This window comes from Microbulbifer sp. ABF4_148 (genome assembly GCF_056158985.1).
On record NZ_JBSWUI010000001.1, the window covers coordinates 1,120,518 to 1,145,560 of the forward strand.

Sequence of the window (25,043 nt, forward strand, 5' to 3'; positions counted from 1 at the left end):
GCGGATTACTCGAAATCACAGTGTACGGCGAATCAGTGCTAAAGCTAAAGCATCCGCCCTCCTGTCATAGGGCCAGTTCGTTGCACGGGGTGGTGCCACATTACGAGGTTATGGGCAAATTTTGGGGTTTTGGCCCCGTTGGACCCACAGCATCTGCGAATCTGGACCTATCGAGCCTGTCCTGATTCTCCCAAGATACATCCAGATTGAGCGTTCGGCCTTTCGCCGGACCCAAAAGCGGACATCGCGGAGCTATGGAACAGACGCAGGACAACAGGCTTTTCGGTATCGCGGCACTGCAGCTGAAACTGGAGGAAGCCGATAACCTGGAGGTATTGCTGCAGCGGATCCAGCGCACCAAGCTGCGCTTCCCCTGGGTACGCATGATTGTGCTCAGCGAACTGGCACTGCGCGGTGTCGGCGTACAGCATGCCCGCGAACTGCCCTCAGCAGAAGAAGAGGCCTTTTGCCGCAGCGCTCGCGAGCTGGGTATCTGGTTGGTGCCAGGCTCCATGTATGAGAAGCGTGGCAGCGCGGTATTTAATACCACGCCGGTGATCAACCCCGATGGCGAAGTTGTCGGGCGCTACCGGAAAATGTATCCGTTCCTGCCCTACGAAAAAGGAGTCACCGGCGGTGATCAGTTTTTCGTGTTCGATATCCCGCAGGTGGGGCGTTTCGGCGTATCGATCTGCTACGACATGTGGTTTCCCGAAACCACCCGGGCCCTCAGTTGGCTCGGGGCGGAAGTGATTATCCATCCTACCAAGACCGACACCATCGATCGTGAAGATGAGCTGGCCATTGTCCGCGCCAGCGCGGTGACCAACCAATGCTACATCGTCGATGTGAACGCAGCGGGCGGTCAGGGGGTTGGCCGTTCGATCATTGTGGGGCCCGAGGGTGAAACCCTGCACGAAGCCTCGGTGGAGGAAGAAGTGATCGCCTTCGAGATCAACCTGGAAAAGGTAGCAAGAGTCCGCGAGCGTGGCATGAAGGGGCTGGGACAGGTGCTGAAGAGCTTCCGCGACACGCGTATTCAATTTCCACAGTATGAGGCCGGGGCAGTTTCGCCGGCCTATGGGGAACTGGGGCCACTCAAGGTTCCGGATTGATGTAGCAACAACGATGGGGCGCGGTTTGACGTAATCGGCTGCGGTGGTGGCCAGTGCTCCCGAAACACTACCCAATTGACAGGCGCGGTTTGGCCGATAACTATGACAAGAGCAGAGGGAACCATGAACCATAACCAAACCCAGAGTTTCCATCGGAAATCACTGGCCGTCGCGGTAGCCGCCGTGTCGGCTGGATGCTCGTTTGCGTGGTCTGCAAACGCGTTTTCACAGGATGGCCAGGCCATTGAAGAAATCGTTGTTACGGCGACTGCACGTGAAACCACGTTGCAGGATGTGCCGTACAACATTTCTGCTGTCTCCGGCGACGCTGTGGCCGAAGCACAAATTGTTGATCAGGCAGAGTTGATGCGGAATATACCGGGCGTTGCGGTAGTCGATCGTGGCAACCGAAATTCCGGGGTCATTAACGGCATCATGATTCGTGGTTTGAATGTGGATAGCGCGGCATTGGGGGATTACTCCGTTGCGGCTGCACCAACCGTATCGACCTACGTGAACAGCACGCCGGTATATGCGAATTTCGTCCTTAAAGATCTCGAGCGTGTCGAGGTTCTGCGCGGCCCGCAGGGAACCCTGTATGGCTCCGGGTCACTGGGCGGCACGGTACGCTATATCACCCGCAAACCGAGCACAGAAGGATTCGAGGCTGACTTTTCTGCGGGAATTTCCTCGACTGACGGCTCAGGTGATTTGAACTACAGCACCGATGCCGTGCTGAACCTTGCGATGTCGGACACCTTCGCTGTGCGTCTTGCCGCCGGCACTATCGACAATGCCGGTGTGGTGGATTACGTCAATGTCTATCGCCTGGATAACGCCGGTGTGCCGGAAGCGCCCAATGGCGTGCTCGATCCGGCGGCTGCTTATCGCAGTGTTGAGGATGCGGATACGGTCGAAATTACCTATGGGAAATTCGCGGCCCTCTGGCAGCCGAGTGACAATGTTGAGGTGCTGTTTACCCACATGACCCAGGAGGACGACATCGGCGGACGTCGTCAGCAGACTCAGGGCCTGGACGGTTTCGGCCAGGCGTACGACGAGTATGAAAATGGCTCGATCCAGCTTGAGCCATCTAGTCGTGAGGCAGACCTTTCCAGCCTGGAAGTGGAAATTGATCTGGGCTTTGCGACCCTGACCTCCTCCACGTCTGATTACGATCACAGCGGTGATTCCATCTCCGAAAACACCGGCTTTTACGCGCAGAACGGTTGGATTGGTGCCTTCTATTACAACTACAACCGTCCGATGGCTCAGGCGGTACGGCAGTATGAAGACAGCGCATTGATTCAGGAGCTGCGGCTCGTCTCCAATGGCTCAGAATCCCTCGACTGGATTGTCGGTGCATTCTATATCGACCAGGAGACCGCCGGTGCGCAGCAGAGCTATGTGCGAGGCTTCCAGCAGTGGGCCGACGCCGCCTGGGGGCCCGGTATTGTGGCCAGTGACATGGACTGGGACTATGCCCGCGACGACAACTTCACCGAACTCGCCTTTTATGGTGAAGTCACCTGGAACCTGGATCAGTTCCACCTGACCTTGGGTGCACGCCAGTTCGACAATGAGTATGAGTCAGCGGTGTACATGGACTTCCCGGCCTATGGATCCGGTGCGATCTTCCCGGTACTGAATGACAGCCGCAAGACCGAAGATGATGGTGTGCTCTTCAAGGTTAATGCGGCCTACGATATTTCTGATGAAACCATGGCGTATGCCACCATCTCGGAAGGTTATCGTCGCGGCGGTTCTAACGCTGCGCCCACGTCAGGGTTCTTTGCCGAGGACGCTGCCTGGGCACAGTACGAGTCGGATAGCGTCATCAACTACGAGATTGGCCTGAAAGGCACCGTTGCGGGAATGCGTTATAGTGCCGCCGCGTTTGCGGTCGACTGGGATAACGTACAGGTCAATACTGCTACACCCTGGTGGGGTTTCTATGCGGTCGCCAATGGTGACAAGGCCTCTACATCCGGTGTAGAACTTGAGTTGCAGGGTAACCTCAGTGACAACCTCGCCTATACCCTGGGTTATGCCCATGTGCAGGCAGAACTAGATTCCGATTTGACCGCGCCCGGTTACTCCGGCGCTCTGGCAAGCGCCGGAACGCGTCTGCCCGGAACGCCGGAAAACACCTTTACTGCTGCGTTTGATTATCGAACTTCAACCGGTATTGATGGCCTCGACCTGGTGGCACGCATGGCCGCTTATTACCAGTCGGATGCCAGCAATGCGGCCAGCGACAGTGTCCGGTTCGCCACAGAGCTGGATGGTTTCTCGCTGGTTGACGGGCATATCGGTGTATCCGGTGACTGGTGGACTGCGACCCTCTTTGCGAAAAATATCACGAACGAGGAGGGCGCTACCGGCCTGTTCAAGGAGGAGTACATGGGGACCGATCCGTCGCAGCAGTATTTTGGCAACGGCTCCAAAACTTTCATGGTTCAGCCTCGCACTATCGGTGCCAACTTCAAAGCGGCGTTTTAAGCCAACTTGAGGCGAAGTACCTTTAGAAATGTGTAGCTTGTTGTTTTAATGGGGCGCTGTGCGCCCCATTTTTTTTGCAGGAGCAATGTGTGTGGATCAGGCAGTGAGAGGTTCGACTCCGAAGGGCCGGGCGGGAGAGCCGCTGAATAGAGATGATAGCACTGTGCGTACCGGGGTGAATGCGGTCAATCAACGCCTGTCCCAGGGACGCTTTGCGGATGCGAATGCCGAGATAGATCGCTTGCGCACACGGTTTCCCGATGTCCTTGCTCTCTTTCCCATACAAATTCGCTGTCGTATTTTTCTCGGCCAGCACAAAAGTGTCAGTGCTCTGCTACAGGAATATCGAATGCGCGCGCAAAAGCATCCGGCGCATCTGGCGACTTGCGCAGAGCTGCTGTCACAATGTCAGAAGGTTGCCGACGCGGTGGGGGTCTATCGCGAACTGGCGCGCGGTGGTGACAGGGATGCCCGCTACAATCTAGGCGCCAACCTGCTGGCGCAGGGTGCGCTGGAAGAGGCCGAGTCAGTTTTGGAGGCACTGCTACAGCAGTTTCCCGATGACGGGCAAGCGCATCAAGTCCTGAGTGGCATCCGCCGCGTGACCCATGAAGCCAATCATATCGACAGGCTGCGCAAGGCGCTGGCATCACCGGGGCTGCGGCCGATGGATCAGGTCCAGTTGCACTATGCCCTGGGAAAGGAATTGGAAGACCTGGGGGAATACGAGCAGGCCTATCAGCATTTTCATGCGGGGGCTTCACTTCGGCGAGCGGGGCTGCGGTATCAGGTCGAGTCCGATTCGCAAGTACTGGGGTTGCTCGCTGAACATCATGGGCAGATCGACGCGCGGAATTGTTCGACGCAAACAGGCGATGAAGTGGTTTTCGTTTTTGGTTTGCCGAGATCGGGCACTACGCTGGTCGACCGGATTCTTTCCAGTCACAGCCAGTGCGACAGTTTTGGTGAAATCACAGACTTTCCGCTGGCGTTGATGGTAGCTGCCGGGAAAAGCCTGCCCAAGGACGCTCTGGTCAGGCAGACCGCCAGCTGGTCGCCACCGACAATCTCCGATGCCTATCTGGGGCGTATCGCCCAGTTAGGATCCGGTACACGCAAACATATCGACAAGACGCCGCTGAATTTTCTTTATGCGGCGCTGATTGCCAGGTCGATGCCCGCGGCTTCGATGATCTGGATGGAGCGTCATCCATTGGACGCCTGTTTCGCGATGTTCAAGACGCTGTTCAAAATGGGATACCCCTTCTCATACAGTCTCGATGACCTCGCGGATTACTACATTGCGTATGACAAGCTGAAGGCGGTCTGGCGTGACGCTTTGGGCGAGTACATCCGATTCCAGTCCTATGAGGATCTGGTGCATGACTTCGATCGGCAAGCCGCTGAGTTGGTTGCCTGTACCGGTCTTGAATGGGAGGCTGCCTGCGGCGAATTCCATCGCAACCGCAGCGCTGTGAGTACAGCCAGTTCCGCCCAGGTGCGGCAACCCCTGTATACCCGGGCAGTGGCGCACTGGCGTCATTATGAAAATCAGCTCGCCCCCCTCGCTGAGAAGCTGCAGCGTGCCGGCATTGCGCTTTGATGGTCCGCCATATAGGCCGAAACCGACTGGTCGCGCTAGCAGTGCCGTCTGCGAAAAATCGCTTTTTCAGATGGGGAAACCACCACTCCGTGCTGCCGAACTCTGCTACTTATTTAGTATGACTGGCCAGTATCCGGCGTAATCCCGTGGTTTTGTCGAAAGAAAGCTCCGCGAATTGGCTGTCCAGGCGTCCATACGTCTTTCTGACCGGGATCTCCTTCGGGGTCCCAAATAATCCGGTGTCTTCCGGGTTCTTGTCTAAAATTGTTCTTTTTTTGTACAGCTAAAACCGGTATTGTGTGTGCTTCACATTTCGCCATGGAGGGCTCGACATGAACCCACATGGTGATAGGAATATGTTCGCACGCGCACTTGCTACGTTAGTAATTCTTTCTGCAGTAGCCGTTTCTGCCTGCAGTGCCCCGCATAACTTGGGTGAAGACACCTGGTTCCAGGTGGACAGCCCCAACTTCCGTATCGTCACCAATGGCGATCCGGTTGCCGTGAAGACGCTGGCAGCCGATCTGGAGCGTTATCGCTCTGTTGCACTGAAGTTGCTTGATGCTGAGCCGCCGCGCCAGAAGCTGACCATCTATGCCGCTGCTGATCGGCAGGCCTATTCCGGCCTGGTTGGTCCCGAGCTGGCGGAGATGACCAATGGCCTGTTTGATACCACCGCACAGGGTAGTTATGCCCTGGTGAACCTGGATGGCCGTAATGGTGAGCGTCAGTTGCAGGCCCGTGAGTTTCTGTTCCACGAGTACACGCACTTCCTGAGTTACAGCGGCAACACCATTCACTACCCGTATTGGTACAGTGAGGGCTTCGCCGAGTTCATGTCTACCATGACCTTCCCGGTGCCTGGCCGCTATCAGCTGGGTGCGATTCCGGAAGAGCGTGCCATGACCTTACTGTATACCAGCCCGATGCCTTTGGAGCAGTTGCTGCGTGCAACCGTATCCAATACCAGCAACGATGAGAAAGCGCAGGTATATGCGAGTGGCTGGATGCTGGCTCACTGGTTGATCATGGAGAGCGGCAAGACCGAAGAGTTCAAGCAGTTCGTGCGTGAGTACAACAATGGTGCGGATCCCATCGAAGCGATGGAGCGTACCATGAAAGTGAAACTTGCAGATGTTGAAAAGCGTTACGAGGCTTTATTTAGTGAAGGTTCATTCCGCATGGCGGGTGGTGTTATCCCGCAGGATTTCCGCGAGGTGAATCCGGACGTTCGCCAGCTGTCCCAGCAGAATGCCATTGCAGAAGTTGGTCAGTTCCTCGTGTTGTCTGGCTATAACATGCAGGGTCTGGAACCTCTGCTGCACTATGCCCATAGCCATGGTGTGCACAGTCACAAACTGACGGCGGTTCAGGCTGATGCTGAAACCCGTATTGGTAACTTCGAGATCGCCAAAGAGCTGCTTGAAAGTATTCCTAACCGGCAGCGTGATGAAGTTTGGTATATGAGCACTCAGGCGTGGCTTGGTCTCACTCGTCAGACCAGCATGCTGGGTCAGTCTCGAGATACCAAGGCGCTGAAACAGGTTCGCGATCAGTTCGTTAAGCTGGTGAATAAGGATGACAAAGTTGCCTCTCATTGGTATGGACTGGCGATGAGTATGGAAATGCTGGGTTACCCGCAGGAGAAATACCTGGAAATGCTGGAGCAGGCTTACTTGCGCGCTCCCCGTCAGGTACATATCGCCCAGTGGATGGCCCAGGAGTTGTATAACCGACAGGATGCGGAGTACTTTGCTGAAGTTGCCCAGCCGCTGCTGCTGGAGCTCAACAACGAGGATGATTACCAGCAAATTAAGCTGATGCTGGCCAAGTTGAAGCCGGAGCAAACCAAGAAAGGTGACAAGAAGCAGCTGGTGCAGCAGGCTCAGGGACGAAGCAAAGGCTAATCGCTGCCAGTAGTTTAAAAAACCCGGCCATTGGCCGGGTTTTTTATTGCCTGTCCGTCAGGCAGCGGGATAGCGCCATGCCCTGTGGCCGCAGAGTAGCGAATTGCGGCGGCTTCAATCATCATAAGGCGATGCGCGACAGGCCCATGTGCGACCGCGAAGGCGTCTGGCGGCCAGGTGTCGCGGCTCAACAGGGGGTGAAGGCAGCTCAGGAAGAGCGCGCCGAGAGCATGTCATAACGGGGGAGAGATCAGGACGATGATACGGATGGATGAACACATGAAATTGAGCGCGGGCCGAGGTGGGTGGCAATGGGTACTGCTGGTCTGTGTCGCGCTGGTGCTGGGCGGCTGTGGGGATACACAGCAAGACCCCGGCCCTGAAGCCGCGGCCTCACAGGTCGATGCGGTCGAAGTCCCGGAGGTCGACCAGCCCCGCGAACCGTCCCCTCCCCAGTTCGTCAACTATGTCGAAACCGGAGATCTTCCCGCACTGCAGGAGCGGGGCGTGTTGCGCTTGCTGCTGCCACGTGGAGCCGAAGATAGTGAACTCCCCCGTGAAGGGTTGCCACAGCAGGGCTGGAGTGAAATGGCCGAGAAGTTTGCTGCCGGTCTGGGGCTTGAACCGCAGTGGGTCTATGTGGACTCGTTTGCGGATTTAATACCCGCCCTGGTCTCGGGTGATGGGGATCTCATCGCCACGAATTTTTCCGTAACCGCGGAGCGAGAGCAACAGATCGCCTTCAGTCGACCCATCCAGCATGTGCGCGAATTGCTGGTGACGCGGGCCGATAATCCTGTTGGCGACGACCCGGCCGGCGCCGGTTCGCCCTCTATCGGTCTGCCGGTCGCGGTGCGTGAAGGCAGCGCCTATGCAAAAACCCTGCGCAAACAGGAGTTTTCGGAGTTTAGTGTCGAGCTGGTAGCAGAGCCTGCCGACCATGATCTGCTGCTGCAGGGCGTCGAAGAGGGGCGCTATCGCGCGACTGTGCTCGACAGTAACCTGGCTGAAGCGCTGATGCCGCACTACCCGGCGCTCACGGTAAACGACGCTTTTGACAGTGTGCGTCCGATCGCGTGGGGAGTGCGTAGCGACGCGGACCAGCTGCGTCGCGCATTGAATGAGTTCCTGACCGCGGAACATTTGTTGGAGGCACGCGCGCAACGCGCATCCCGGAGAGATTGGCAGGATATTCGCGACTCGGGGACATTGCGCGTGCTGACCCGTAATCACCCCGCTTCCTATTTTATCTGGCGCGGCGAGTTGATGGGCTTTGAGTACGAGCTGCTGCGTGAGTTCGCGCGCGAACACGGCCTCCGCCTGAGTATGGTCGTGCCCGATCCCGCAGTGGATCTGGCTGAAGCACTGGAGTCCGGCGAAGGCGACCTTATTGCCGCTTCAATGTCGGTAACGCAAGCGCGCCGGGACCAAGGGCTGGTGTTTACCCGGCCATATCTCCAGGTCAGTGAGCAGCTGATAGGTAGCACGGCGTGGTCTGGCGAAATGGCTCAGCCCCTCGGTGACCTGTTGGCCGGACAGCAGATCGCTGTGAATCCGCAGAGCAGTTTCTTTACCAGCCTGAACGCACTCATGGATCAGCTCGATGTATCTGCTGATATTGTGCCGGTCGAAGGCGCGAGAACCGAAGAGTTGATTGATGCGGTCGCCGAAGGGCGCTACCCAATGACGGTCGCAGACTCCCACTTGCTCAAGATTGAACAGACCTACCGCGAGGACTTCTCGGTGGTCGCTGAACTGCCTGAAGTGCAGGATATCGCCTGGGCAGTACGTCAGGACCAGCCTGTCCTACTCGAGCAGCTGGACACATTTCTGAAAAAGAAATATCGCGGCCTGTTTTTCAATGTTACCTACAACAAGTACTTTCGTGAGAAAAAACGCATCCGCCGACATCAGGGGCAGCGCCTGAAGAGTGCTACCGATTTGTCGCCCTATGATGACCTGGTGCAACAATATGCCGATGCTGCAGGCCGGGACTGGCGAATGGTTGTCGCACAGATGTATCAGGAGAGTCGATTTGACCCGAAGGCAAAGTCCTTTGCCGGGGCGCGGGGTTTAATGCAGGTCATGCCGCGCACTGCGGCGCAAATGGGGATCGGGGATCTCTATGATCCAGAAAGCAGTATTCGAGCGGGTGTTGAATATCTGGGCTGGCTCGAGCAGCGTTTCCCCGCGGAGCTGGATTTTGACGAGCGGATTTACTTTACCCTGGCAGCTTACAATGCAGGCCATGGACATGTGCGCGACGCACGCGCCCTCGCACGTAAACTGGGTAAAGATCCCAATCGCTGGTTTGGCCATGTTGAGGATGCGATGCTACTGCTCGCACAGCCCAAATACTATCGCCAGTCCAGATTCGGTTATGTGCGTGGAAAGGAGCCAGTTAACTATGTCAGGGAAATTCGGGCGCGCTATATGGGATACCTTGCGATAGAGCAATCGAGTATTTAAATCCGATGAATGATCAATCGATCTCTACTCCAAGAATGCACAGTGGCGACAGCAACGTCTTTTCGATCAGCAGTCGCCATGCTTCGTGAATATAGCGAATAGATGTTAAGTGGCTTTTTCTCATTTAAATAAGTCTCAATGAGTCGAAGATGAAATCATAAGCAAAACCCGAAAAATGCTGCCCGGCAAAGTAATCCTCCGCCTTGCTGCCAGGGCGCGAGACGTTTCGCGCGACCTGAATCGTCGACAGAGCACACTTTCTCGATGAAATCGGTCCGGTGAGGCGGGCATGCTTAGACTGAATTTGCCGATAATTATGTCGTCATTTGAGGAAACAGGGATGTACAAGAAGTTTGCTTGGTTTAGCTTTTCGTTTCTTTTGCTATCGACCTTTCACGCCGCGCAAGCTGCTGATGGTGGTGTCGCCATGGCAGGCATGTCTGCGGCGATCAAGCAAGGCGCAAGTGGGCGAACGGCCCATTTCAAGCGTGGTCGACTCGGCAATGGTCGACAAAATAAGCCGTCAAAGACGTTACATGCGTCGATAAAGGTACTGACGCGGCGTGCCGGAATATCACCGGAAACCATCTATTTCTCCGCCGGTGATTCTCAGGATAGTCATTGCGTCGACCTGTCTGGAGGTGCTGATCAGGCGGCATGCAATTCGGGACAGTGGCTGTCCTATCACTTCAACTTTGATGACCCTGAATCGGGTGAGTTCTTGACGACCTCACGATCGAAGAATCAGCAAATCGGCCCAAGCCCAAGGGCGATTCACACGTTCGTATGCGATGCCTCCAGCAGCCGGTATGACAAAGGCGTCTGCACTTACAACGTTGGCGTGCGCGTAAAAAATCCGGATGGTGAGTTTGAAGATGCCTTCGTCCTGGTGGATGTCGCAGCACAAGAGGACTATTACCCGGGCGAGAGTACGATTTGTGTCTCCGCACAGGAAAATTTTGATGGCTGCCCTTCGGGCGCTGTCCAGCGGCAGAGCGTGCCGTTGCCGGGCACCCTGTCAGAGAAACGGATATTACTCCGCGCTGGTGAGGAGTTTTCCAGTTTCTGCACTGACTACCAGGATAAGAATGTCACTCTCGATCGGTTTGGGGCGGGTGAGCGGCCGGTCGTTGGTTCTGTACAGATCGGTGTTGTCGCCGCGTGCGGCAAACGGGTCCCGACTAATGCGCAGGCGCAATCTTATCCCGTGCTGAGCAAGAACAAACACGATGAGGTGGTGGATGGATGGGCTTACGGTGTTGCCGTGACCGGTATCAAGGCCGGCATGATCTCTGCGGGAATGTCTTCGACGCTGTTGACCGTTCACGATGTGGATATGGACTGGTCGACGTCAGGCAGGTTTACCGGTGGATTCGCCTTCAGTGCCTCGACAAAGTATTGTCTGAAAAATCCCGGTAGCCTTGATTGTGAGCTGATCCCATGGCCCTACGGTATCTTTTTGTCCGACACGAAATTGATGGCGCAGGAGGATAATCTGCCCAATGTGAATATCGCCTGTGTCAATAGCTGCCAGGTGGTGAACGGCGGCATCGTTGGTGTTGAGGCGAAAACGGCCATTGAACACAATGCCCGTTTCATGGGTGCCTGGGGCCTCGTGGTGTCCAATGTCTGGATGCGGGGGAATCACATAGGTGGAAGAGGAGGAAAGCACCGTCTTGCGCTTCGTAACGCTTTCGGTGGCGGAACCCTGCAAGGTAGTGATCCGGAAAACTTCGCTGATGGCGCGCAATATCGGTCTACTCAGGAAGCAGACTACTGGGCGCCTCAGTTCAATTTTGTCGTCGACAGCTACTTTAATGATGCTGATCAGCTGTCCTCACACGACAGTGCGTCGATGGTCGAAATGGCTGCGAGCCATCGATACTCCGGAATTTTTAATAATACGTTTTTTATCGATGATGTGGATCCGAGCCCAGCCCAGATACGTTTGGGTGGCGTCAACCTTGTGACCTATCAGAATCGATATCATGAGGGCTCGGTTTCCTGTCGACTGGATGCCTCTTATCCGGACGGCAGTGAGTACCTTGATAGTGCAAGGGTCTTTACTGATCTTGGTGACTGCAGCGACAATCTCTCGCGTGAATTGGCCATCCCGGAGGCGCCGGTTCCATCGGGAGGTTCTGGCGATGGAGGCGGGCAAGGGAACTGTGAACCCTGAGCGGAGAAGAGTAACAGCGCTGCGGGGTTCGCTATCGCATAGCACTGCATAGATGACGAAAACCCTCAATGTCTCCAGTCGAGAGCCAGTGGGATGCACTTTAGCTGAGCAACTTAGGCTAAAGTGCTACCTGCAACAACTGCCACAATATGGTGCCTTCGGTTAAACTAACGCACGCTCTGCTGCCCTGGTTTCACTCCTTTTAAATAGATGTCCTGTTGGCAAGTTCTCTCGCGTGATCGTCGCCCAGGGCGTCATGTACACGTTTCAAGTTGCGCAGCGCCACCCCATTTCGCTTATCCAGCCGGAGCGCATGGCTATAGCTTTCTTCTGCCTTGCCGAGATCCCCGGCGCGACGATAAACTGATCCAAGTCCGGACCACAGGTAGCTCGCATCTTCGTCCAGCTCCAGCGCAGTGCGGCTAAAGTGAAACGCTTCGCTCACACGATTACTAGACATCGCATGCATCGCCAGGTTGTTCAGGTACATTGCCGTTGCTTCATCATCAGACATTTCCTTGATGCGCTCACTCACCGGCTTGAGAAAGTTCAGCTCGATAATGTCTTTGCGATTTTCATAGTGAACTATGGTGTTCACATGGAGTACGTTCTGCACATAGGTCCCTCCGCCGGGCCCCTTTCGACTAAAGCGTTCGATTGGGAACTGCACGCGATTGAAGTTCGCCTCGAGACCGACATCTCTCGCCACTGTCACGATTAACGCGGCGAAGGAAATACAATTGCCTCTCCGCTGCGTAAAGGCATCCGAAGCGGTCAGCGTATCATCGAGATCATAACTCAGTTGGAAGTCATGCTTCCGCAGGCTTTTTAAAACATTGCTGAAGCGCTGTTCCGGTGTCTCGCCGACGGCCCACTCGTCGAGGTATTGTCTGAGCTCCGCGGAAATCTCCATTAACTCTTGAGAGGCTTGTTCCGCACTTTTCGAACGCGCAGCGTCATCGAGGTAAGGCGACGCCACCAGTTCAGGGTTGAATGGGTGCTGTTCGATATGTTGGTCCACAAACTGACTGGCGCAGCCGGCCTGAATTAGCAACATGGCCCCGATCAAACTCCGTTTCATTTTTCATTTCCTCACTGGTGGTTCGCCGATCGCTCAAAAGTATGAGTGCGAACCAGGGGGAAATAGTTGCGTGCTTGCGACCAGAGTTAGAGATTCAGCGGCGAGTTGCTTGAGGGGTTGAGTCGATTCGCTTCGTCTGCGATGACTCGAAATCGTAACTTCTGCAACCAATTCTGCTCGACTTTTTTTTCAGGCGGCTTATCGAATGCGGCGCGCATCGGGAGAGTTTTTTGCCTAGCGGCAGATAACTGCCATGACGCTGTTTAAGGCGCTCATCGCAGATTAATGGAGCCCAACGGCAGCTGTATATAGACGCGGTTTTATTCTCATTCTCCGCGCGGGGAGCGTGCCGTATGCGTTGTCTGTGGGGTGTCTATTAATGGCGCGAGTGTCGCGTATGACTCTGACCGGGCAGGCAGTAAGTGACCATAAGTCCGAGTATGCAAGGTGTGCGGCGCATATTCGAATTCAGACTAATGTGGCGCCCTCTTTGCCATAAACTCATTGCAGTGGATTAATGTTTTACGCGACGAGGTTGCACTATGTCGGACAATTTCCTGGAAATAGCTTTAAAAGAACTCGGTTCCGCTGGTATCGGTGCACTCGGCAAGTCGCTGGGGTTGGATGAGGGGCAGGGCCAGTCGGCCGTCACGACCGGGATGGCATCAGTGTTGGCCGGCATGCTGAACAAAGGCAGTAGTAAGACCGGCTTGGCCTCCCTGTTCAATATGATCACCAAAAGCGATGATCTCGATTTTTCTTCAATTGGTGACCTGTTTGGCGATGCGACGCGCATGGGCAATTTACAAACCCAAGGTGGCACCATACTGGATTCTCTGTTCGGCCCAAAAGCCGGTGGTGTAGGGAATGTGGTCGCCAGTGCGCTGGGGCTCGGGGGCGATAAAGGGGGCAGTCTTCTCAAGACGGTTGCGCCTATCGTCATGACGCTTTTCAATCGTCTGGTGAAGGCCAAGGGGCTCGATATGAGTGGCTTGGCAAAGGCATTGTTTGGCCAGCGCCAGTTTCTGAAAGGCATATTGCCCGACGGATTACTGTCGACGATGGGGGTGCATGATTTCGAGGATCTGGGGCAACACCTGGAGACCCATGGTCACAATGAGCCGCAGTCGGTGAGAGAAACAGCACCCAAGCGCGGGGGCTTTGCCAAGTGGTTCTGGCCGTTGTTGATTGCTCTGGCGGTGCTATACGCGCTGAGTATGTGTGCGCAACGGGACCAGGAGACCACCGATATCATCATTGAAGAAACGCCAGCGACGCCGGAAGTGGTGGAGCCGATTCCCCCAGTACCTGAAGAGACCGACAAGCCGGAAGAACCCCAGCCGGAAACCCCGAACTTTTAATACCATATCGGCTATGCGGGCGTGCGACGTCCGCGTAGCCGGTCTGGCGATGCCATCAGGTACGATATTTGTCCCGGTAGGCGCCAGGTGCCAGGCCAGTCCATTTTTTAAAGGCGCGGTTGAAGGCGCTGGGCTCGGAGAAACCGAGACTGGTCGCAATATCGGCAACGGCTGCTTCACGCTGGCGGAGCTGGTAGACCGCAATATCCCGGCGCACCGAGTCTTTGATATCCTGCCAGCTGTTCCCTTCTTCTTTCAGGCGGCGACGCAAAGTTTGCGGCGAGATATATAGCCTGGCTGCCACATCATCCAGTGAAAGATTTTCGATGCCGTCTTGCTGTAACAGCATTCGCCGTATGCGCCCGGTGAAGCTGTTATCCGATTTATATTGCGTGAGCAGGCACTCGGGTGCCTGGGCGAGAAAATCCGCAAGTTGGCGCGCGTCGCGGCGCAGCGGCAGGTTCAGATAGCGCGTATTGAACACGAGGCTTGTTTCCCGCTGGTCAAAGTAGTGCCGACAGGGAAACATCTCACTGTAATCTTCGTTGTAGTCGGGAGGCGGGTACGCCAGGTTCACCCGCTCGAGCAAGATGGTGCGGTCAATAAGCCAGCTGAAAAAGCGCAGCCAGATGACCGCGATGGACTCAACGAAGATCTGGTCTGGGAGTTGGCGAATATTTTCGTGATGAAAAAGCAGTCGCGCTTCCTCTCCATCCTCCACCAGGCGAATGTGCAGGTCGTCGCTCATCAGGGCCATAAATCGTGCCGAGCGCAGCAGGGCACGACGCAAGTTTGGCGTGCTGATGCAGGCATGACCCATCATCGCGAAAGTGCCGGGTTTCCAGGGGCGGGCGAGGAATCCACCGGATTCGTCGCCCAGCAGGTCCCATTGACGGCGCAGCAGTCGGGCGACAAGGTCGCGTCGAACGTAGCCCCTGGGGGACTCCAGCAACGATTCCGGAATGCCGGCATCGATCAACAGTCGTGCACAGTCGAGCCCGGCGGACTGGGCACCGGCGAGATGCGCTCGAATTGCCGCCGCAGGAATGCCGACATCATTATCGAGGAGAGGGGACGGGGTGTTGTCCATTGTTCAGCTCCCTGCCTGTCACTGGATAGCCGGGTATGGTTACCGGTTGAGACGACCGATTATGCGTAAAGACCGGGGGAAAGCTAGCTGACGGGCCAAAGTTGGTTGTGATTGACAGCGAACTTGGGCTTTACCGCCAGTGTTGTCCGCTGGAATGATCGGGGTGAGGGTTTGCCGTCGGTGTGGTACAAAGAGCGTAAGAGTGGACGGAAGCCCGATATGACAAGCGAAACAAAAGCGCCAGAGGCCGGCTTACAGCTCAATCCGACGATCTGCCGTCGCATGCTGGTGGCCTATCTGATTGAGTCTTTATCCAAACCCAATAATCCGGCACTGGAAGAATCTACTGGCTGGCCGCGACGCACGGTTCAGGACATCATTGCGAAGGGATTACCCGGACATGGCACGTTGGTGGAATTCGTTCAGGAAGGGGTGCGTAACAACGATGGTTACTACCGCTTGAATGACTGGGGCTCGTTCGATCGGGACTGGGTGCATCGACACCTGGGGGAAATCTGCCGCACGCTGGGCGTGCGGCTGGACTGAGCGCAGGAACGCAGAGGAATTTATTGCTGCTTGGGTTTCTCTTGCAGCATCCCGTTGATCTTTTCCACTAGCGCGGGATTGTCACGCAGGCTTGCCGCGATCTCCTGATACTTTTCTTTGGTGAGGCCGGCCTGTTTGATCGCCGCGACCATCTTACCCTGAGCCTCCTGATTAATCGCCTCAGCTTCCTTGGCATCGGCAGCAGCCTTCAGCTTGGGGAGATATTCCTGGCTGAGGGCAACAATCGATCGATAAGCATTGGCGAAACTCTGCAATTGTGGCTCGGAGAAGTTGGCCTTGGCTACAGTGGCGGTTGGCGCGGCATCTGTCTGGGCTGACGCCAGCGGAGCGGCAGCGATCAGGGCGAGCGCAGCCAGGGCGATTGCGGAAAATTTCATGGGCACCTCGGGCGCATTGAGTGGGGACGCTTTTGCTGCAAAAAGGGAGGCGCCCAGCGTCGCATAAGGGCTACTGAGGCGGGACTTGCGCAGAGCGCGAAGCGCGTCTTAGTTCGCTCAGTTTAGACTCTGCTGGTTTGGTGATGAGAACTGGGGCGCCAAACGTCTTGGATAAACGCGCACCCCTGATCCGTCAAAAAATGCCCAGGAATTTTTTTCTGCGCTGTAGCGAGGATTCGCAACGGCTTAGCTGGCGCTGGTAGACGCTCGCCTGGCGAGAGACCTTTTTGGCGACCTCCTTAAGCCAGGGTTTGCTGTTAAAAGTGCGCCGGTTAAAGCCGCCATGTCCCTCGTGGTAGGCGAGGTAGAGATGGTAGGCATCGTTGCGGCGAATTTTGCACTGCGACTCGCTGGCTTTGTTGTACCACCCCACAAAATCGATTGCATCGCGGAAGTCATCGCGATCCCCGCCATAGTTAAAGCTCGACCGTTGATAGGCGCGCCAAGTGGTGCTCAGGGCTTGTGGGTAGCCATAGGCATCCGATGGGCGCGGCCCGGGGATAAAGCCGAGAATTTTGCGGCGCGGAGGGCGAGCGTCGTGCACAAAACGGGACTCCTGATGCAGGAATGCCATCATGGTCGGCACCGAAGAGCCCCACTTCTCCTCCGCATCTTTGGCTGCGTCATACCAGCCCTTTTTCTCCTGGAAAATACTGCAGATATCACCGGGATCATTCGGCGGTGTGGTGGCGCATCCACTGACGGCGATGGCAAACAGCAGTCCGGTGACAAGACGGATGGCAGACTTGGATGCTGCGGAATAAGACAGGCTGTGCATGGGGTACGACGGTCTCCCTCAAAAGCGAATTATTGGATTTATTATGCAGTGATCGTTTTAACGCCATCGGCAGTGCCAAGCAGCAGGATGTCGGCCGGACGCATGGCAAAGAGGCCGTTGGTGACCACCCCGGTGATATTGTTGATGGCCTGTTCCAGTGCGACCGGGTCGGTAATGCTCAGGTTATGGACGTCCAGGATCACATTGCCATTGTCAGTCTTCACGCCCTGGCGGTAAATGGGATCCCCGCCCAGTTTGACCAGTTCCCGAGCGACCAGCGATCGTGCCATTGGAATCACTTCCACCGGCAGGGGGAATGCACCCAGCACCTGTACCCACTTGCTCTCATCAGCGATACAGACGAATTCATCTGAGCAGGCAGCAACAATTTTTTCGCGGGTCAGTGCGGCACCGCCCCCTTTGATGAGCTTCAGCGCCGGGTTGGTTTCATCCGCGCCATCGACGTAGACCAGGATGCCATCGACACTGTTCAGGTCGTACACCGGTATCCCGTGGGACTTGAGTCGCTCCGCAGAGGCCTCAGAGCTGGCAACCGTACCATCGAACAGGCCCTTGATGTCCGCAAGGTAATCGATGAAGTAGTTGGCGGTGGAGCCTGTGCCCACACCCACGATGGAGCTGGGTTCCAGTTTTGGGGTGATGTAATCAATGGCGGCTTTGGCGGTCGCCTGCTTGAGTTCGTCCTGAGTCATATGCCGAGCGGGTTCCTGTGCAATGATTTTCGCCTTGCAGTAATTTGCGAGGCAGTAATTCGCGCTATCGGGGCAATTTGGTGGTAATTATGCTGCTGGCAGATTAGACTGACGTTCCTGTACCGCCCTGATTGGGGCGGGGTCGTAACACCTAGTCGCCAGCATCGTCTGTTCACCCAATGCCGAAGTCCTATATCAAGCGCATTCTAAACGCGCGCATTTACGATGTCGCCATCGAAACCCCCGTAGAACCGATGCGGCAGCTGTCCCATCGCTTTAACAACCGTATTCTGTTGAAGCGTGAAGACCTGCAACCGGTGTTCTCTTTCAAGATACGTGGCGCCTACAACAAATTACTGCAGCTGCCGCCGGAGCAGCGTGCACGGGGCGTTATTGCGGCGTCTGCGGGCAACCATGCCCAGGGGCTGGCGCTCGGTGCAGCGCAACTGGGGGTGCGGGCCACCATCGTGATGCCCAAGACCACGCCCCAGATCAAGGTAAACGCGGTGCGGATGCGCGGCGCCGAGGTGGTGCTACACGGCGATACCTTTGATGAGGCAGCGGCGCGCGCCAGGCAGCTGGTGGAAGAGCGTGGGCTGGTGTTCGTTCATCCATACGACGATCCTGACGTGATCGCCGGGCAGGGTACGGTGGCGATGGAGCTGCTTCGCCAGCACTCAGGGCATCTGGATGCGGTGTTTATCCCGGTAGGTGGTGGTGGGCTCGCCGCCGGCATGGCTGCCTATATCAAATATGTGCGCCCCGAGATCAAGGTGTACGCGGTTGAGCCAGAAGATGCGGCCTGTCTTGAGGCAGCGTTGGCTGGTGATGGAGATACCCGGGCGCGGCTGCCCGAAGTGGGGCTGTTCGCAGACGGCGTCGCCGTGGCCCAGATTGGTGAGGAAACCTTCCGGGTGCTGCGGGAGACCATCGACGGTGTGATTACAGTCAGCACCGATGAGATCTGTGCGGCGATCAAGGATATTTTCGAGGATACCCGTTCAATCGCTGAGCCCGCGGGCGCCGTGGGGCTGGCCGGGTTGAAAAAGTATGTCGAGCAGACGGGCAGCCGCAATGCGGTACTCGCAACAGTTTGCAGTGGTGCCAATACGAATTTTGACCGCCTGCGTTATATCAGCGAGCGCACCGAGATTGGTGAGAAGCGTGAAGCCGTCCTCGCGGTCACCATCCCGGAGAAACCCGGCAGCTACCTGCAGTTTTGCCGGGACCTCGGCGATCGCGCGATTACCGAGTTCAACTACCGCTATGCCAACAGTGGAGAGGCGCATATTTTTGTCGGTCTGCAGGTCAGTTCCGATGACGATCGCGGCCAGCTGGTAGCCGGACTGCAGGCCCTTGGCTATGAAGTGGCAGACCTGACCGAAAACGAGATGGCCAAACTGCATATCCGTCACCTGGTGGGAGGACGTGCACCCGGCCTTGCGGATGAAGTGGTTTACCGATTCGAGTTTCCCGAGCGTCCTGGGGCCCTGCGCAAATTTCTGGAACGGCTGGCCGGACGCTGGAATATCACCCTGTTTCACTATCGCAACCATGGTGCGGCCTTCGGTCGGGTGCTGGTGGGCATGCAGGTGCGCCCTGATGAGCGGCCCCAGCTGGCGGCGCTACTGGACCAGCTGCAGTTTCGGTATTGGGATGAAACGGACAATGTCGCCTATCGCTTCTTCTTGTCGAGTGATACGGCGCCAGTAGCGGGCGGGGAAAAGTAAAGGTATTTACGAGGTGTGGGCCATTTTGGCGTGATGGGTAGACCAGAGTGACTGGCATGTCGAATTTTTTTGCGCGAAATTGCGACAAAATTCGCAAAAAGTGACCGGTCGCCGGTTACTATTTGGACGCTAATACAGTATCTTCACCAAGCAATGAACTTTTGCGTTGAGCGGAGTCCAACGCGCGGTGAGTTGCAGATCCAGTGGTCCCCGTGGCCACAGATAACAAGAATATAAGTCCAACAGGATGGTCCCATGAAACCCGATGCAATGACGATCGCCGTGATTGTCTTTGTTGCGGGGGTGTTGCTGAGTAGTTCCGGAATTACGGACGTTTTTCAGTCCGAGGAGTCGGAACGACCTCCAGCGGCGCTACAACAGGGAGTGGTAACGCGCTGATCAAGGCCGATGTAACAGGTCCCGTCAGTGTGGTTGTCAGGTTCAGGAGCCTGAATGCGCTGTGAAGTTCGCAGTGGTACAGGTGACTGGAGCTGTCGGGGGTGATACCGCTCCGCCCGCAAAAAGATTTGAAAAAGGCCGAACACGCGAGTGTTCGGCCTTTTTTATGGTCTCGCGACAGCTTCTATGGTCTTACGACAGCGTGGGTCAGCGGCACTGGTAAAAGGACCGGTCTGTCGCGACGGCGGCGAGCGGAATATCCCAGCTGTCTGTGGGGAGGTCTGCCACGCACTGTAACTCGTGCGCCACGCCCACCATCAATGGCCCGGCGCCCGGCAGGGCACGTTTGAACGCGAATGTCCGGTCGTAAAACCCTGCGCCCATACCCAGTCTCCCGCCCTGGCGATCGAATGCCACCAGGGGCACCAGCACGAGATCGAGCTGCATGGGCGACAGGCTGTGTCCCTTGAGCGGTTCAGGGATGCCGAAGCGGTTGCGGAACTCGAGTGTGCCCCCATGCCAGCGGCGAAAACGCAGGTGCGGGCGGGGTTCTGCGGGCAGCAGCGGCAGGTAGAAATGTTTACCGGGGAGCAGGCCGGCCAGACCGCGGACGTCGAGCTCACCTTCCATTGGCCAATAGATGCCGATGTGCCGCGCCGTGCGCAGGTAACGGTGACGAGCGAGTCGCTGAGTTGCCGAACGGGCCGCGAGGCGTTGCTGATTATGGGAGAGCTGGCGACGGGCGCTACGCATCTTGCGACGTAATTCTGCCTTGCTGAAGCTCATCAGACGACACGGTTCCAGACAGAGGGTAAGTCCCGAAAGCGGGAAGAGAAGTTAAGAGCCCCGAGCATGTGGCTGAAGACGTAGCCTTGAACCGTAGGGTTCAAGGTGGGGGTCGCCGGGATACATTAGGCTTTCCGCTACGCGGCGGACTTGCACACCAGCATCCGCTGGAAACTCCCAGGGTAACATTATCGGCTCGAGGACATAGTCATCTGGCCAACAAGCCCAGGGTATGAAAATTATAACTCGCCAGCGCGGAAAAGGCGAAAGCTGTGGGTCGTAAAATTGCAGGAGGCGCTGCCGATCGCGATCTGAACTGTGGGGGAGTGCGGACCGCTCGCGACCTCTGGTCACAGACCAGCCTGCGCGCGAAAAACGTGCCAGGAAATACTTAGTCGACAGGATCGCTTTCTGCAGCCTCGACTGAAACGTCGGGCGGGAGCTCAATGTCTTTCAGGGCTGACTCGACCTTGTCCTGCAGTCGGCTGAGCATTTCCTGCTCGAGAGGGACCCGGGTGAGTTCCGCCTTTGCCTGGATGAGTTCGTGGGCGATATTCAGGGCGGCCATCACGGCAATACGTTCCAGGCCGATGACAGAACCACTGGCGCGAATGTTTGACATGCGCTCGTGCAGCAGGCGTGCAGAAGCCTGCAATTCCGCTTGCTCATCGTCGGTACAGGCTACCCGATACTCTTTATCGAGGATCGAGACTGTGACCGCTTGCTGCGTTGCAACTGAATCATCCATCAGGAATCTTTTGTCAGCCCCTTGAGGCGGTTGATCATGGCCTCGACCCGGGTACGGGCGGCCTCATTATTCTGTATCAGACGCTGGCGCTCATGCTGCCATTCACTTTCCAGCTCGCGCAATTCGCGGTTTTGCACTGCCAGTTGTTCGCAGCGGGCAATCAGCGAATCCACAGTGTTTTCCAGCGCTTGTAACTTGTCCATAATTCCTGAATTCTAATCAGCGGCTGGGATTTCCCTATACAGCACGACACACCGCAAGTTATTCCGCTACTATATTGCCGGTTGCGGCGGCGGGTCAATTCTCGGCGGTCACAGCCCATCACAAAATTGCAGGACAAAACGGTGCAGTTTGCATGCTCTGACCTGGGGCGGCTTATTTATCATCAGTCTGTGCATTCCTCAAACAGTGTGCCTTGTTATTGAACAGTATCCATGACTTTCTCTACCGACCTATTCGATAAGCTCGCCAATGCAATTTTAGCCGCCGGCGGTGATGCCAGCCCCAGCGAATTGCATGGTCTCGCCTGTGGACTGTTATGTGCCGGCGCAAAGCCCGACGCTGCCCGCTGGGAGCGTGAGTTTTCCGAGGTTCTGGACCTGGATGCACTCCCAGCAGATTTACTCAGCCAACTGAAAACTATGGCGGACGATGCGCAGAAATCCCTCTCCGACAGTGATTTTGGTTTTCAGCTACTCCTGGCGGAGGAAGATGATATCGGCGTGAGAGCCCAGTCTCTGGGGCAGTGGTGCAGCGGCTTTTTGCACGGCTTCGGCGTTGGGGACAGCAAAGTGAAATTGCGGGCCGAAAGTGAAGAGGCGCTGTCTGATCTTGGCGCCATCGCGCAGATCGACGCCGAGTCCGCCGGTGACGTCGAGCAAGGTGAAGAACAGCTGCTGCAGGTCGAAGAATACGTGCGTGTGGCAGTGCTGACGATTTACACCGAAGTGAGTGCTCCGAAAGATGCCGCTGCAGGTGGGCGCACGGTGCACTGATGGGGATTAGTCGGGCTGAATTTGCACGCCGCCGCGCACGTCTTATCGACGCGCTCGATGAAGGGAGTGTTGCCATTGTGCCTGCAGCGTGCGAGCAGTTGCGTTCGCGCGATACCTATTTTCCGTTCCGGCAGGATAGTGACTTTCTTTACCTGACGGGATTCGAGGAGCCGGAGGCCCTGTTGCTGCTGGCACCCGGACGCAGTCAGGGGCAGGAGTTGCTGTTCTGTCGCGAGCGCGATGCCGAAAAAGAAATGTGGGATGGTCCCCGCCTGGGGCCGGAGCGTGCGACAGAGCAATGTGGCTTGTGCGACGCTTTTCCGATCAGTGATCTGGACGATATTCTCCCCGGGCTCCTGGAAGGACGGAGCTCAATTTATTACACCATGGGCAGGTTCCCCCAGCTCGACCGTCGCCTACAAAGTTACTTGCAGAGAATCGAGCGGGCGCCGGGAAGTTCCGGTGCGCCGGAGCTGGTGGATCTCGATCGCCTGTTGCACGACTTGCGCCTGTTCAAGAGTGCGCAGGAACTGCGTCTGCTGGAACGTGCCGCAGAGATAACCGCGCATGCCCATACGCGGGCCATGGCGGCCTGTCGGCCGGGCAAATACGAGTACCAGTTGGAAGCGGAGATTTTGCATACCTTTGCCCATGCCGGCGCACGCGAGCCAGCTTATCCCAGTATTGTTGCCGGTGGGGAAAACGCGTTGGTGATGCATTACTGCAGCAATAATGCGCCGCTGCGAAATGGTGACCTCGTACTGATCGATGCCGGCTGTGAGTATCGCGGTTATGCCGCGGATGTGACGCGCACTTTCCCGGTGAATGGGCGCTTCAGTGGTGTGCAGAAAGCCCTGTATGAAGTCGTGCTTGCCGCGCAGCAGGCGGCCATTGATGCAGTTTGCATCGGCAACGACTGGAATGCTCCGCACCTTGCCAGCGTGCGGGTGACGACCCAGGGGCTAGTCGATCTGGGGTTGTTGCAAGGTGACGTCGAAGGGCTGATAGAGGCCGGGGAATATCGGCGGTTTTATATGCATCGAGCGGGCCACTGGCTGGGTATGGATGTGCACGATGTGGGAGATTACCGCGTGCACGGACAGTGGCGACAGCTGGAAGCGGGGATGGTCATGACCGTGGAACCCGGTATTTATATTGGCGCAGAAGATGATCGTGTCCCGGAAAAATTCCGTGGAATTGGCATTCGCATCGAAGATGATGTGGCCCTGACCCGGGACGGGTGTCGCGTGTTATCCGCCGGCGCTCCCAAGTCGGTAACAGATGTGGAATACGCGATTCGCCGCGGTGAAATTCAGGAGGCGCTATTGTGACAGCCACACAGCCACAATCGGTGGATATTGCCATTGTCGGTGGCGGGATGGCGGGTGCCAGTTTCGCATTGATGTTGGCGCACTATTGTCCGGCACTGTCGGTCGCACTTCTGGAGCGGCGTGCGCTGCCGGAGCCTGGTGCCAGTGTGGTGCTGCCGAGCTTCGATACCCGGGCAACCGCACTATCCGCCGGCAGTCTGCAGATGCTCGAACAGATGGGGGTGTGGTCAGCACTGCAGCAATTTGCGTCGCCCATATCCCGTGTTGCCGTGAGTGATCGCGGACACAGCCTGGGTGTCTCGCTGAACGCCGAAGAGCAGCCTCGCGCAAACTTCGATGGCATGTTGGGGGCGGTGATTGAGAATGCCGCGCTGGGGCCGGTCCTGTATCAGGCGCTGATGCAGACCGCCGTCACCGTGCTGGCACCGGCGGCGGTCACGCGTGTGGATATTGCGCCCGGAGAGGTCAGCCTGCAATTGGCGTGCGCGGAAAAGTCGTCAGAGCCTGTCCCGGATAGCCTGAGGGCCCGCTTGCTGGTGATTGCCGATGGTGCGGATTCCAGCCTGTGCCAGACACTCGGGATCCACACCGACAAAATTGAGTACGATCAGCATGCGCTGGTCACTACCATAGGCCTTCAGCGCGATCACGGCGGTGTGGCTTATGAGCGCTTTACGCCCGACGGTCCCATGGCGTTGTTGCCCTTGCCGCCCCGCGATGGCCAGCATCGGATGGCGCTGGTGTGGACCTGTCCCAGTGCGGATGCGCCCCATCTCCAGTCTCTGCCAGAGGCGGAATTTCTGCAGCGCCTGCAGAAAACCTTTGGCTGGCGCGCGGGGCGCTTTGAACGATGTGCCGCCGTGCAAAGCTATCCGTTGAGCCTGTCGCTGGCACGGGAGCAGTGGCGCAGAGATTTGGTGCTGCTGGGAAATGCCGCCCACTTTCTGCATCCGGTCGCCGGGCAGGGCTTTAACCTGACGTTGCGCGACTGCTACGGATTGGCGCGTTTGATTGAACAGCGTGGTTTGCCGGATTCCGCCGCGGAGCGGTTGGCCCTGATGCAAGCTTACGGTGAGCAGCGCGAGAACGACCAGTTGCTCACCGTAGAATTCAGCAACCGGGTGCCGGCACTGTTCTCGTCCGCGGCGGTCCCTTTGCAGGGAGCGCGCCAGTTGGGATTACTCGGTCTGGCGTTGTCGCCGGCGTTGCGATCGGGGTTTGCCGGCCAGGCGGCGGGATTTGGGCTTTAATT

21 protein-coding genes and 1 other RNA gene are annotated in these 25,043 nt (G+C 56.8%); 13 read left to right on the forward strand and 9 right to left on the reverse strand.

Annotation, left to right across the window (positions count from 1 at the left end):
• Window positions 1-254: 254 nt before the first annotated feature.
• The 6 genes from ACXAD0_RS04910 (at window position 255) to ACXAD0_RS04935 (ending at window position 11,775) form a co-directional block, all read left to right on the forward strand.
• Window positions 255-1,115 (forward strand): carbon-nitrogen hydrolase family protein, encoded by an 861-nt coding sequence (locus ACXAD0_RS04910; protein WP_475087241.1) that lies wholly within the window; start codon window positions 255-257, stop codon window positions 1,113-1,115.
• 123 nt (window positions 1,116-1,238) lie between these two features.
• Window positions 1,239-3,617 carry a TonB-dependent receptor gene (locus ACXAD0_RS04915; RefSeq protein WP_475087242.1) on the forward strand — a complete coding sequence of 793 codons (2,379 nt, stop codon included), beginning with the start codon at window positions 1,239-1,241 and terminating at the stop codon, window positions 3,615-3,617.
• Between the two features lie 91 nt (window positions 3,618-3,708).
• Window positions 3,709-5,220, forward strand: a complete 1,512-nt coding sequence (locus tag ACXAD0_RS04920) for a sulfotransferase family protein (RefSeq protein WP_475087243.1) — start codon at window positions 3,709-3,711, stop codon at window positions 5,218-5,220.
• Window positions 5,221-5,552: 332 nt separating this feature from the next.
• The gene (locus tag ACXAD0_RS04925; RefSeq protein WP_475087244.1) at window positions 5,553-7,127 is read left to right on the forward strand and encodes a hypothetical protein; all 1,575 of its coding nucleotides are present in this window, start codon (window positions 5,553-5,555) and stop codon (window positions 7,125-7,127) included.
• 279 nt (window positions 7,128-7,406) lie between these two features.
• Window positions 7,407-9,596, forward strand: coding sequence for an MltF family protein (locus tag ACXAD0_RS04930; RefSeq protein WP_475087245.1), 2,190 nt, complete (start codon window positions 7,407-7,409; stop codon window positions 9,594-9,596).
• A gap of 340 nt (window positions 9,597-9,936) precedes the next feature.
• Entirely contained in the window at window positions 9,937-11,775 is a 1,839-nt protein-coding gene (locus ACXAD0_RS04935; RefSeq protein ID WP_475087246.1) for a DUF5011 domain-containing protein, read from the forward strand.
• Window positions 11,776-11,977: 202 nt separating this feature from the next.
• On the opposite strand, the gene ACXAD0_RS04940 is transcribed toward ACXAD0_RS04935, so the two are convergent.
• On the reverse strand, window positions 11,978-12,856 hold the full coding sequence (locus ACXAD0_RS04940; RefSeq protein ID WP_475087247.1) for a tetratricopeptide repeat protein: 879 nt from the start codon (window positions 12,854-12,856) through the stop codon (window positions 11,978-11,980).
• 542 nt (window positions 12,857-13,398) lie between these two features.
• Here ACXAD0_RS04940 and ACXAD0_RS04945 point away from each other — a divergent pair.
• The gene (locus ACXAD0_RS04945; protein ID WP_475087248.1) at window positions 13,399-14,217 is read left to right on the forward strand and encodes a DUF937 domain-containing protein; all 819 of its coding nucleotides are present in this window, start codon (window positions 13,399-13,401) and stop codon (window positions 14,215-14,217) included.
• Between the two features lie 55 nt (window positions 14,218-14,272).
• Here the strand turns inward: ACXAD0_RS04945 and ACXAD0_RS04950 are convergent, their stop codons facing one another.
• Window positions 14,273-15,307, reverse strand: coding sequence for an AraC family transcriptional regulator (locus tag ACXAD0_RS04950; RefSeq protein WP_475087249.1), 1,035 nt, complete (start codon window positions 15,305-15,307; stop codon window positions 14,273-14,275).
• A 219-nt stretch (window positions 15,308-15,526) separates the two neighbouring features.
• Between ACXAD0_RS04950 and ACXAD0_RS04955 the strand changes: the two genes are divergently transcribed.
• Window positions 15,527-15,853 carry a helix-turn-helix domain-containing protein gene (locus ACXAD0_RS04955; RefSeq protein WP_475087250.1) on the forward strand — a complete coding sequence of 109 codons (327 nt, stop codon included), beginning with the start codon at window positions 15,527-15,529 and terminating at the stop codon, window positions 15,851-15,853.
• Between the two features lie 20 nt (window positions 15,854-15,873).
• Here the strand turns inward: ACXAD0_RS04955 and ACXAD0_RS04960 are convergent, their stop codons facing one another.
• The 3 genes from ACXAD0_RS04960 to rpiA all read right to left on the reverse strand — a co-directional run bounded on the left by ACXAD0_RS04960 (window position 15,874) and on the right by rpiA (window position 17,802).
• Entirely contained in the window at window positions 15,874-16,251 is a 378-nt protein-coding gene (locus ACXAD0_RS04960; RefSeq protein WP_475087251.1) for a DUF4168 domain-containing protein, read from the reverse strand.
• Between the two features lie 193 nt (window positions 16,252-16,444).
• On the reverse strand, window positions 16,445-17,089 hold the full coding sequence (locus ACXAD0_RS04965) for a transglycosylase SLT domain-containing protein (protein WP_475087252.1): 645 nt from the start codon (window positions 17,087-17,089) through the stop codon (window positions 16,445-16,447).
• A gap of 41 nt (window positions 17,090-17,130) precedes the next feature.
• Window positions 17,131-17,802: a ribose-5-phosphate isomerase RpiA gene (gene rpiA / locus ACXAD0_RS04970; RefSeq protein ID WP_475087253.1), complete on the reverse strand. Its 672-nt coding sequence runs from the start codon at window positions 17,800-17,802 to the stop codon at window positions 17,131-17,133.
• 179 nt (window positions 17,803-17,981) lie between these two features.
• Between rpiA and ilvA the strand changes: the two genes are divergently transcribed.
• Window positions 17,982-19,532 carry a threonine ammonia-lyase, biosynthetic gene (ilvA, locus tag ACXAD0_RS04975; protein WP_475087254.1) on the forward strand — a complete coding sequence of 517 codons (1,551 nt, stop codon included), beginning with the start codon at window positions 17,982-17,984 and terminating at the stop codon, window positions 19,530-19,532.
• Window positions 19,533-19,787: 255 nt separating this feature from the next.
• Window positions 19,788-19,931 carry a hypothetical protein gene (locus ACXAD0_RS04980; RefSeq protein WP_475087255.1) on the forward strand — a complete coding sequence of 48 codons (144 nt, stop codon included), beginning with the start codon at window positions 19,788-19,790 and terminating at the stop codon, window positions 19,929-19,931.
• A gap of 207 nt (window positions 19,932-20,138) precedes the next feature.
• Here the strand turns inward: ACXAD0_RS04980 and ACXAD0_RS04985 are convergent, their stop codons facing one another.
• From ACXAD0_RS04985 to ACXAD0_RS05000, 4 genes are all read right to left on the reverse strand, one after another.
• Entirely contained in the window at window positions 20,139-20,717 is a 579-nt protein-coding gene (locus ACXAD0_RS04985; RefSeq protein WP_475087256.1) for a 5-formyltetrahydrofolate cyclo-ligase, read from the reverse strand.
• A 53-nt stretch (window positions 20,718-20,770) separates the two neighbouring features.
• Window positions 20,771-20,952: non-coding RNA, 6S RNA (gene ssrS / locus ACXAD0_RS04990), on the reverse strand.
• Between the two features lie 156 nt (window positions 20,953-21,108).
• On the reverse strand, window positions 21,109-21,465 hold the full coding sequence (locus tag ACXAD0_RS04995) for a cell division protein ZapA (protein WP_475087257.1): 357 nt from the start codon (window positions 21,463-21,465) through the stop codon (window positions 21,109-21,111).
• Window positions 21,465-21,668, reverse strand: a complete 204-nt coding sequence (locus tag ACXAD0_RS05000) for a TIGR02449 family protein (protein ID WP_475087258.1) — start codon at window positions 21,666-21,668, stop codon at window positions 21,465-21,467. The genes ACXAD0_RS04995 and ACXAD0_RS05000 overlap by 1 nt, the downstream gene beginning before the upstream one ends.
• Window positions 21,669-21,899: 231 nt before the next feature.
• Between ACXAD0_RS05000 and ACXAD0_RS05005 the strand changes: the two genes are divergently transcribed.
• The 3 genes from ACXAD0_RS05005 to ACXAD0_RS05015 are packed head-to-tail and all read left to right on the forward strand — an operon-like array spanning window position 21,900 to window position 25,041.
• Complete coding sequence (locus ACXAD0_RS05005) at window positions 21,900-22,460, forward strand: UPF0149 family protein (RefSeq protein ID WP_475087259.1); 561 nt, start codon at window positions 21,900-21,902, stop codon at window positions 22,458-22,460.
• A complete protein-coding gene (gene pepP / locus ACXAD0_RS05010; protein WP_475087260.1) occupies window positions 22,460-23,791 on the forward strand; it encodes a Xaa-Pro aminopeptidase in 1,332 nt (443 codons plus the stop codon). The genes ACXAD0_RS05005 and pepP overlap by 1 nt, the downstream gene beginning before the upstream one ends.
• Entirely contained in the window at window positions 23,788-25,041 is a 1,254-nt protein-coding gene (locus ACXAD0_RS05015; RefSeq protein ID WP_475087261.1) for an FAD-dependent monooxygenase, read from the forward strand. Before pepP ends, ACXAD0_RS05015 begins: the two co-directional genes overlap by 4 nt.
• Window positions 25,042-25,043 lie beyond the last annotated feature (2 nt).

Excerpts from the sequence above, each read along its gene's own strand:
- ACXAD0_RS04910 (WP_475087241.1), top strand. The coding sequence starts at position 255 with ATGGAACAGACGCAGGACAACAGGCTTTTCGGTATCGCGGCACTGCAG.
- ACXAD0_RS04915 (WP_475087242.1), top strand. The coding sequence starts at position 1,239 with ATGAACCATAACCAAACCCAGAGTTTCCATCGGAAATCACTGGCCGTC.
- ACXAD0_RS04925 (WP_475087244.1), top strand. The coding sequence starts at position 5,553 with ATGAACCCACATGGTGATAGGAATATGTTCGCACGCGCACTTGCTACG.
- ACXAD0_RS04930 (WP_475087245.1), top strand. The coding sequence starts at position 7,407 with ATGAAATTGAGCGCGGGCCGAGGTGGGTGGCAATGGGTACTGCTGGTC.
- ACXAD0_RS04935 (WP_475087246.1), top strand. The coding sequence starts at position 9,937 with ATGTACAAGAAGTTTGCTTGGTTTAGCTTTTCGTTTCTTTTGCTATCG.
- ACXAD0_RS04940 (WP_475087247.1), bottom strand. The coding sequence starts at position 12,856 with ATGAAACGGAGTTTGATCGGGGCCATGTTGCTAATTCAGGCCGGCTGC.
- ACXAD0_RS04945 (WP_475087248.1), top strand. The coding sequence starts at position 13,399 with ATGTCGGACAATTTCCTGGAAATAGCTTTAAAAGAACTCGGTTCCGCT.
- ACXAD0_RS04950 (WP_475087249.1), bottom strand. The coding sequence starts at position 15,307 with ATGGACAACACCCCGTCCCCTCTCCTCGATAATGATGTCGGCATTCCT.
- ACXAD0_RS04955 (WP_475087250.1), top strand. The coding sequence starts at position 15,527 with ATGACAAGCGAAACAAAAGCGCCAGAGGCCGGCTTACAGCTCAATCCG.
- ACXAD0_RS04960 (WP_475087251.1), bottom strand. The coding sequence starts at position 16,251 with ATGAAATTTTCCGCAATCGCCCTGGCTGCGCTCGCCCTGATCGCTGCC.
- ACXAD0_RS04965 (WP_475087252.1), bottom strand. The coding sequence starts at position 17,089 with ATGCACAGCCTGTCTTATTCCGCAGCATCCAAGTCTGCCATCCGTCTT.
- rpiA (WP_475087253.1), bottom strand. The coding sequence starts at position 17,802 with ATGACTCAGGACGAACTCAAGCAGGCGACCGCCAAAGCCGCCATTGAT.
- ilvA (WP_475087254.1), top strand. The coding sequence starts at position 17,982 with ATGCCGAAGTCCTATATCAAGCGCATTCTAAACGCGCGCATTTACGAT.
- ACXAD0_RS04980 (WP_475087255.1), top strand. The coding sequence starts at position 19,788 with ATGAAACCCGATGCAATGACGATCGCCGTGATTGTCTTTGTTGCGGGG.
- ACXAD0_RS04985 (WP_475087256.1), bottom strand. The coding sequence starts at position 20,717 with ATGAGCTTCAGCAAGGCAGAATTACGTCGCAAGATGCGTAGCGCCCGT.
- ACXAD0_RS04995 (WP_475087257.1), bottom strand. The coding sequence starts at position 21,465 with ATGGATGATTCAGTTGCAACGCAGCAAGCGGTCACAGTCTCGATCCTC.
- ACXAD0_RS05000 (WP_475087258.1), bottom strand. The coding sequence starts at position 21,668 with ATGGACAAGTTACAAGCGCTGGAAAACACTGTGGATTCGCTGATTGCC.
- ACXAD0_RS05005 (WP_475087259.1), top strand. The coding sequence starts at position 21,900 with ATGACTTTCTCTACCGACCTATTCGATAAGCTCGCCAATGCAATTTTA.
- pepP (WP_475087260.1), top strand. The coding sequence starts at position 22,460 with ATGGGGATTAGTCGGGCTGAATTTGCACGCCGCCGCGCACGTCTTATC.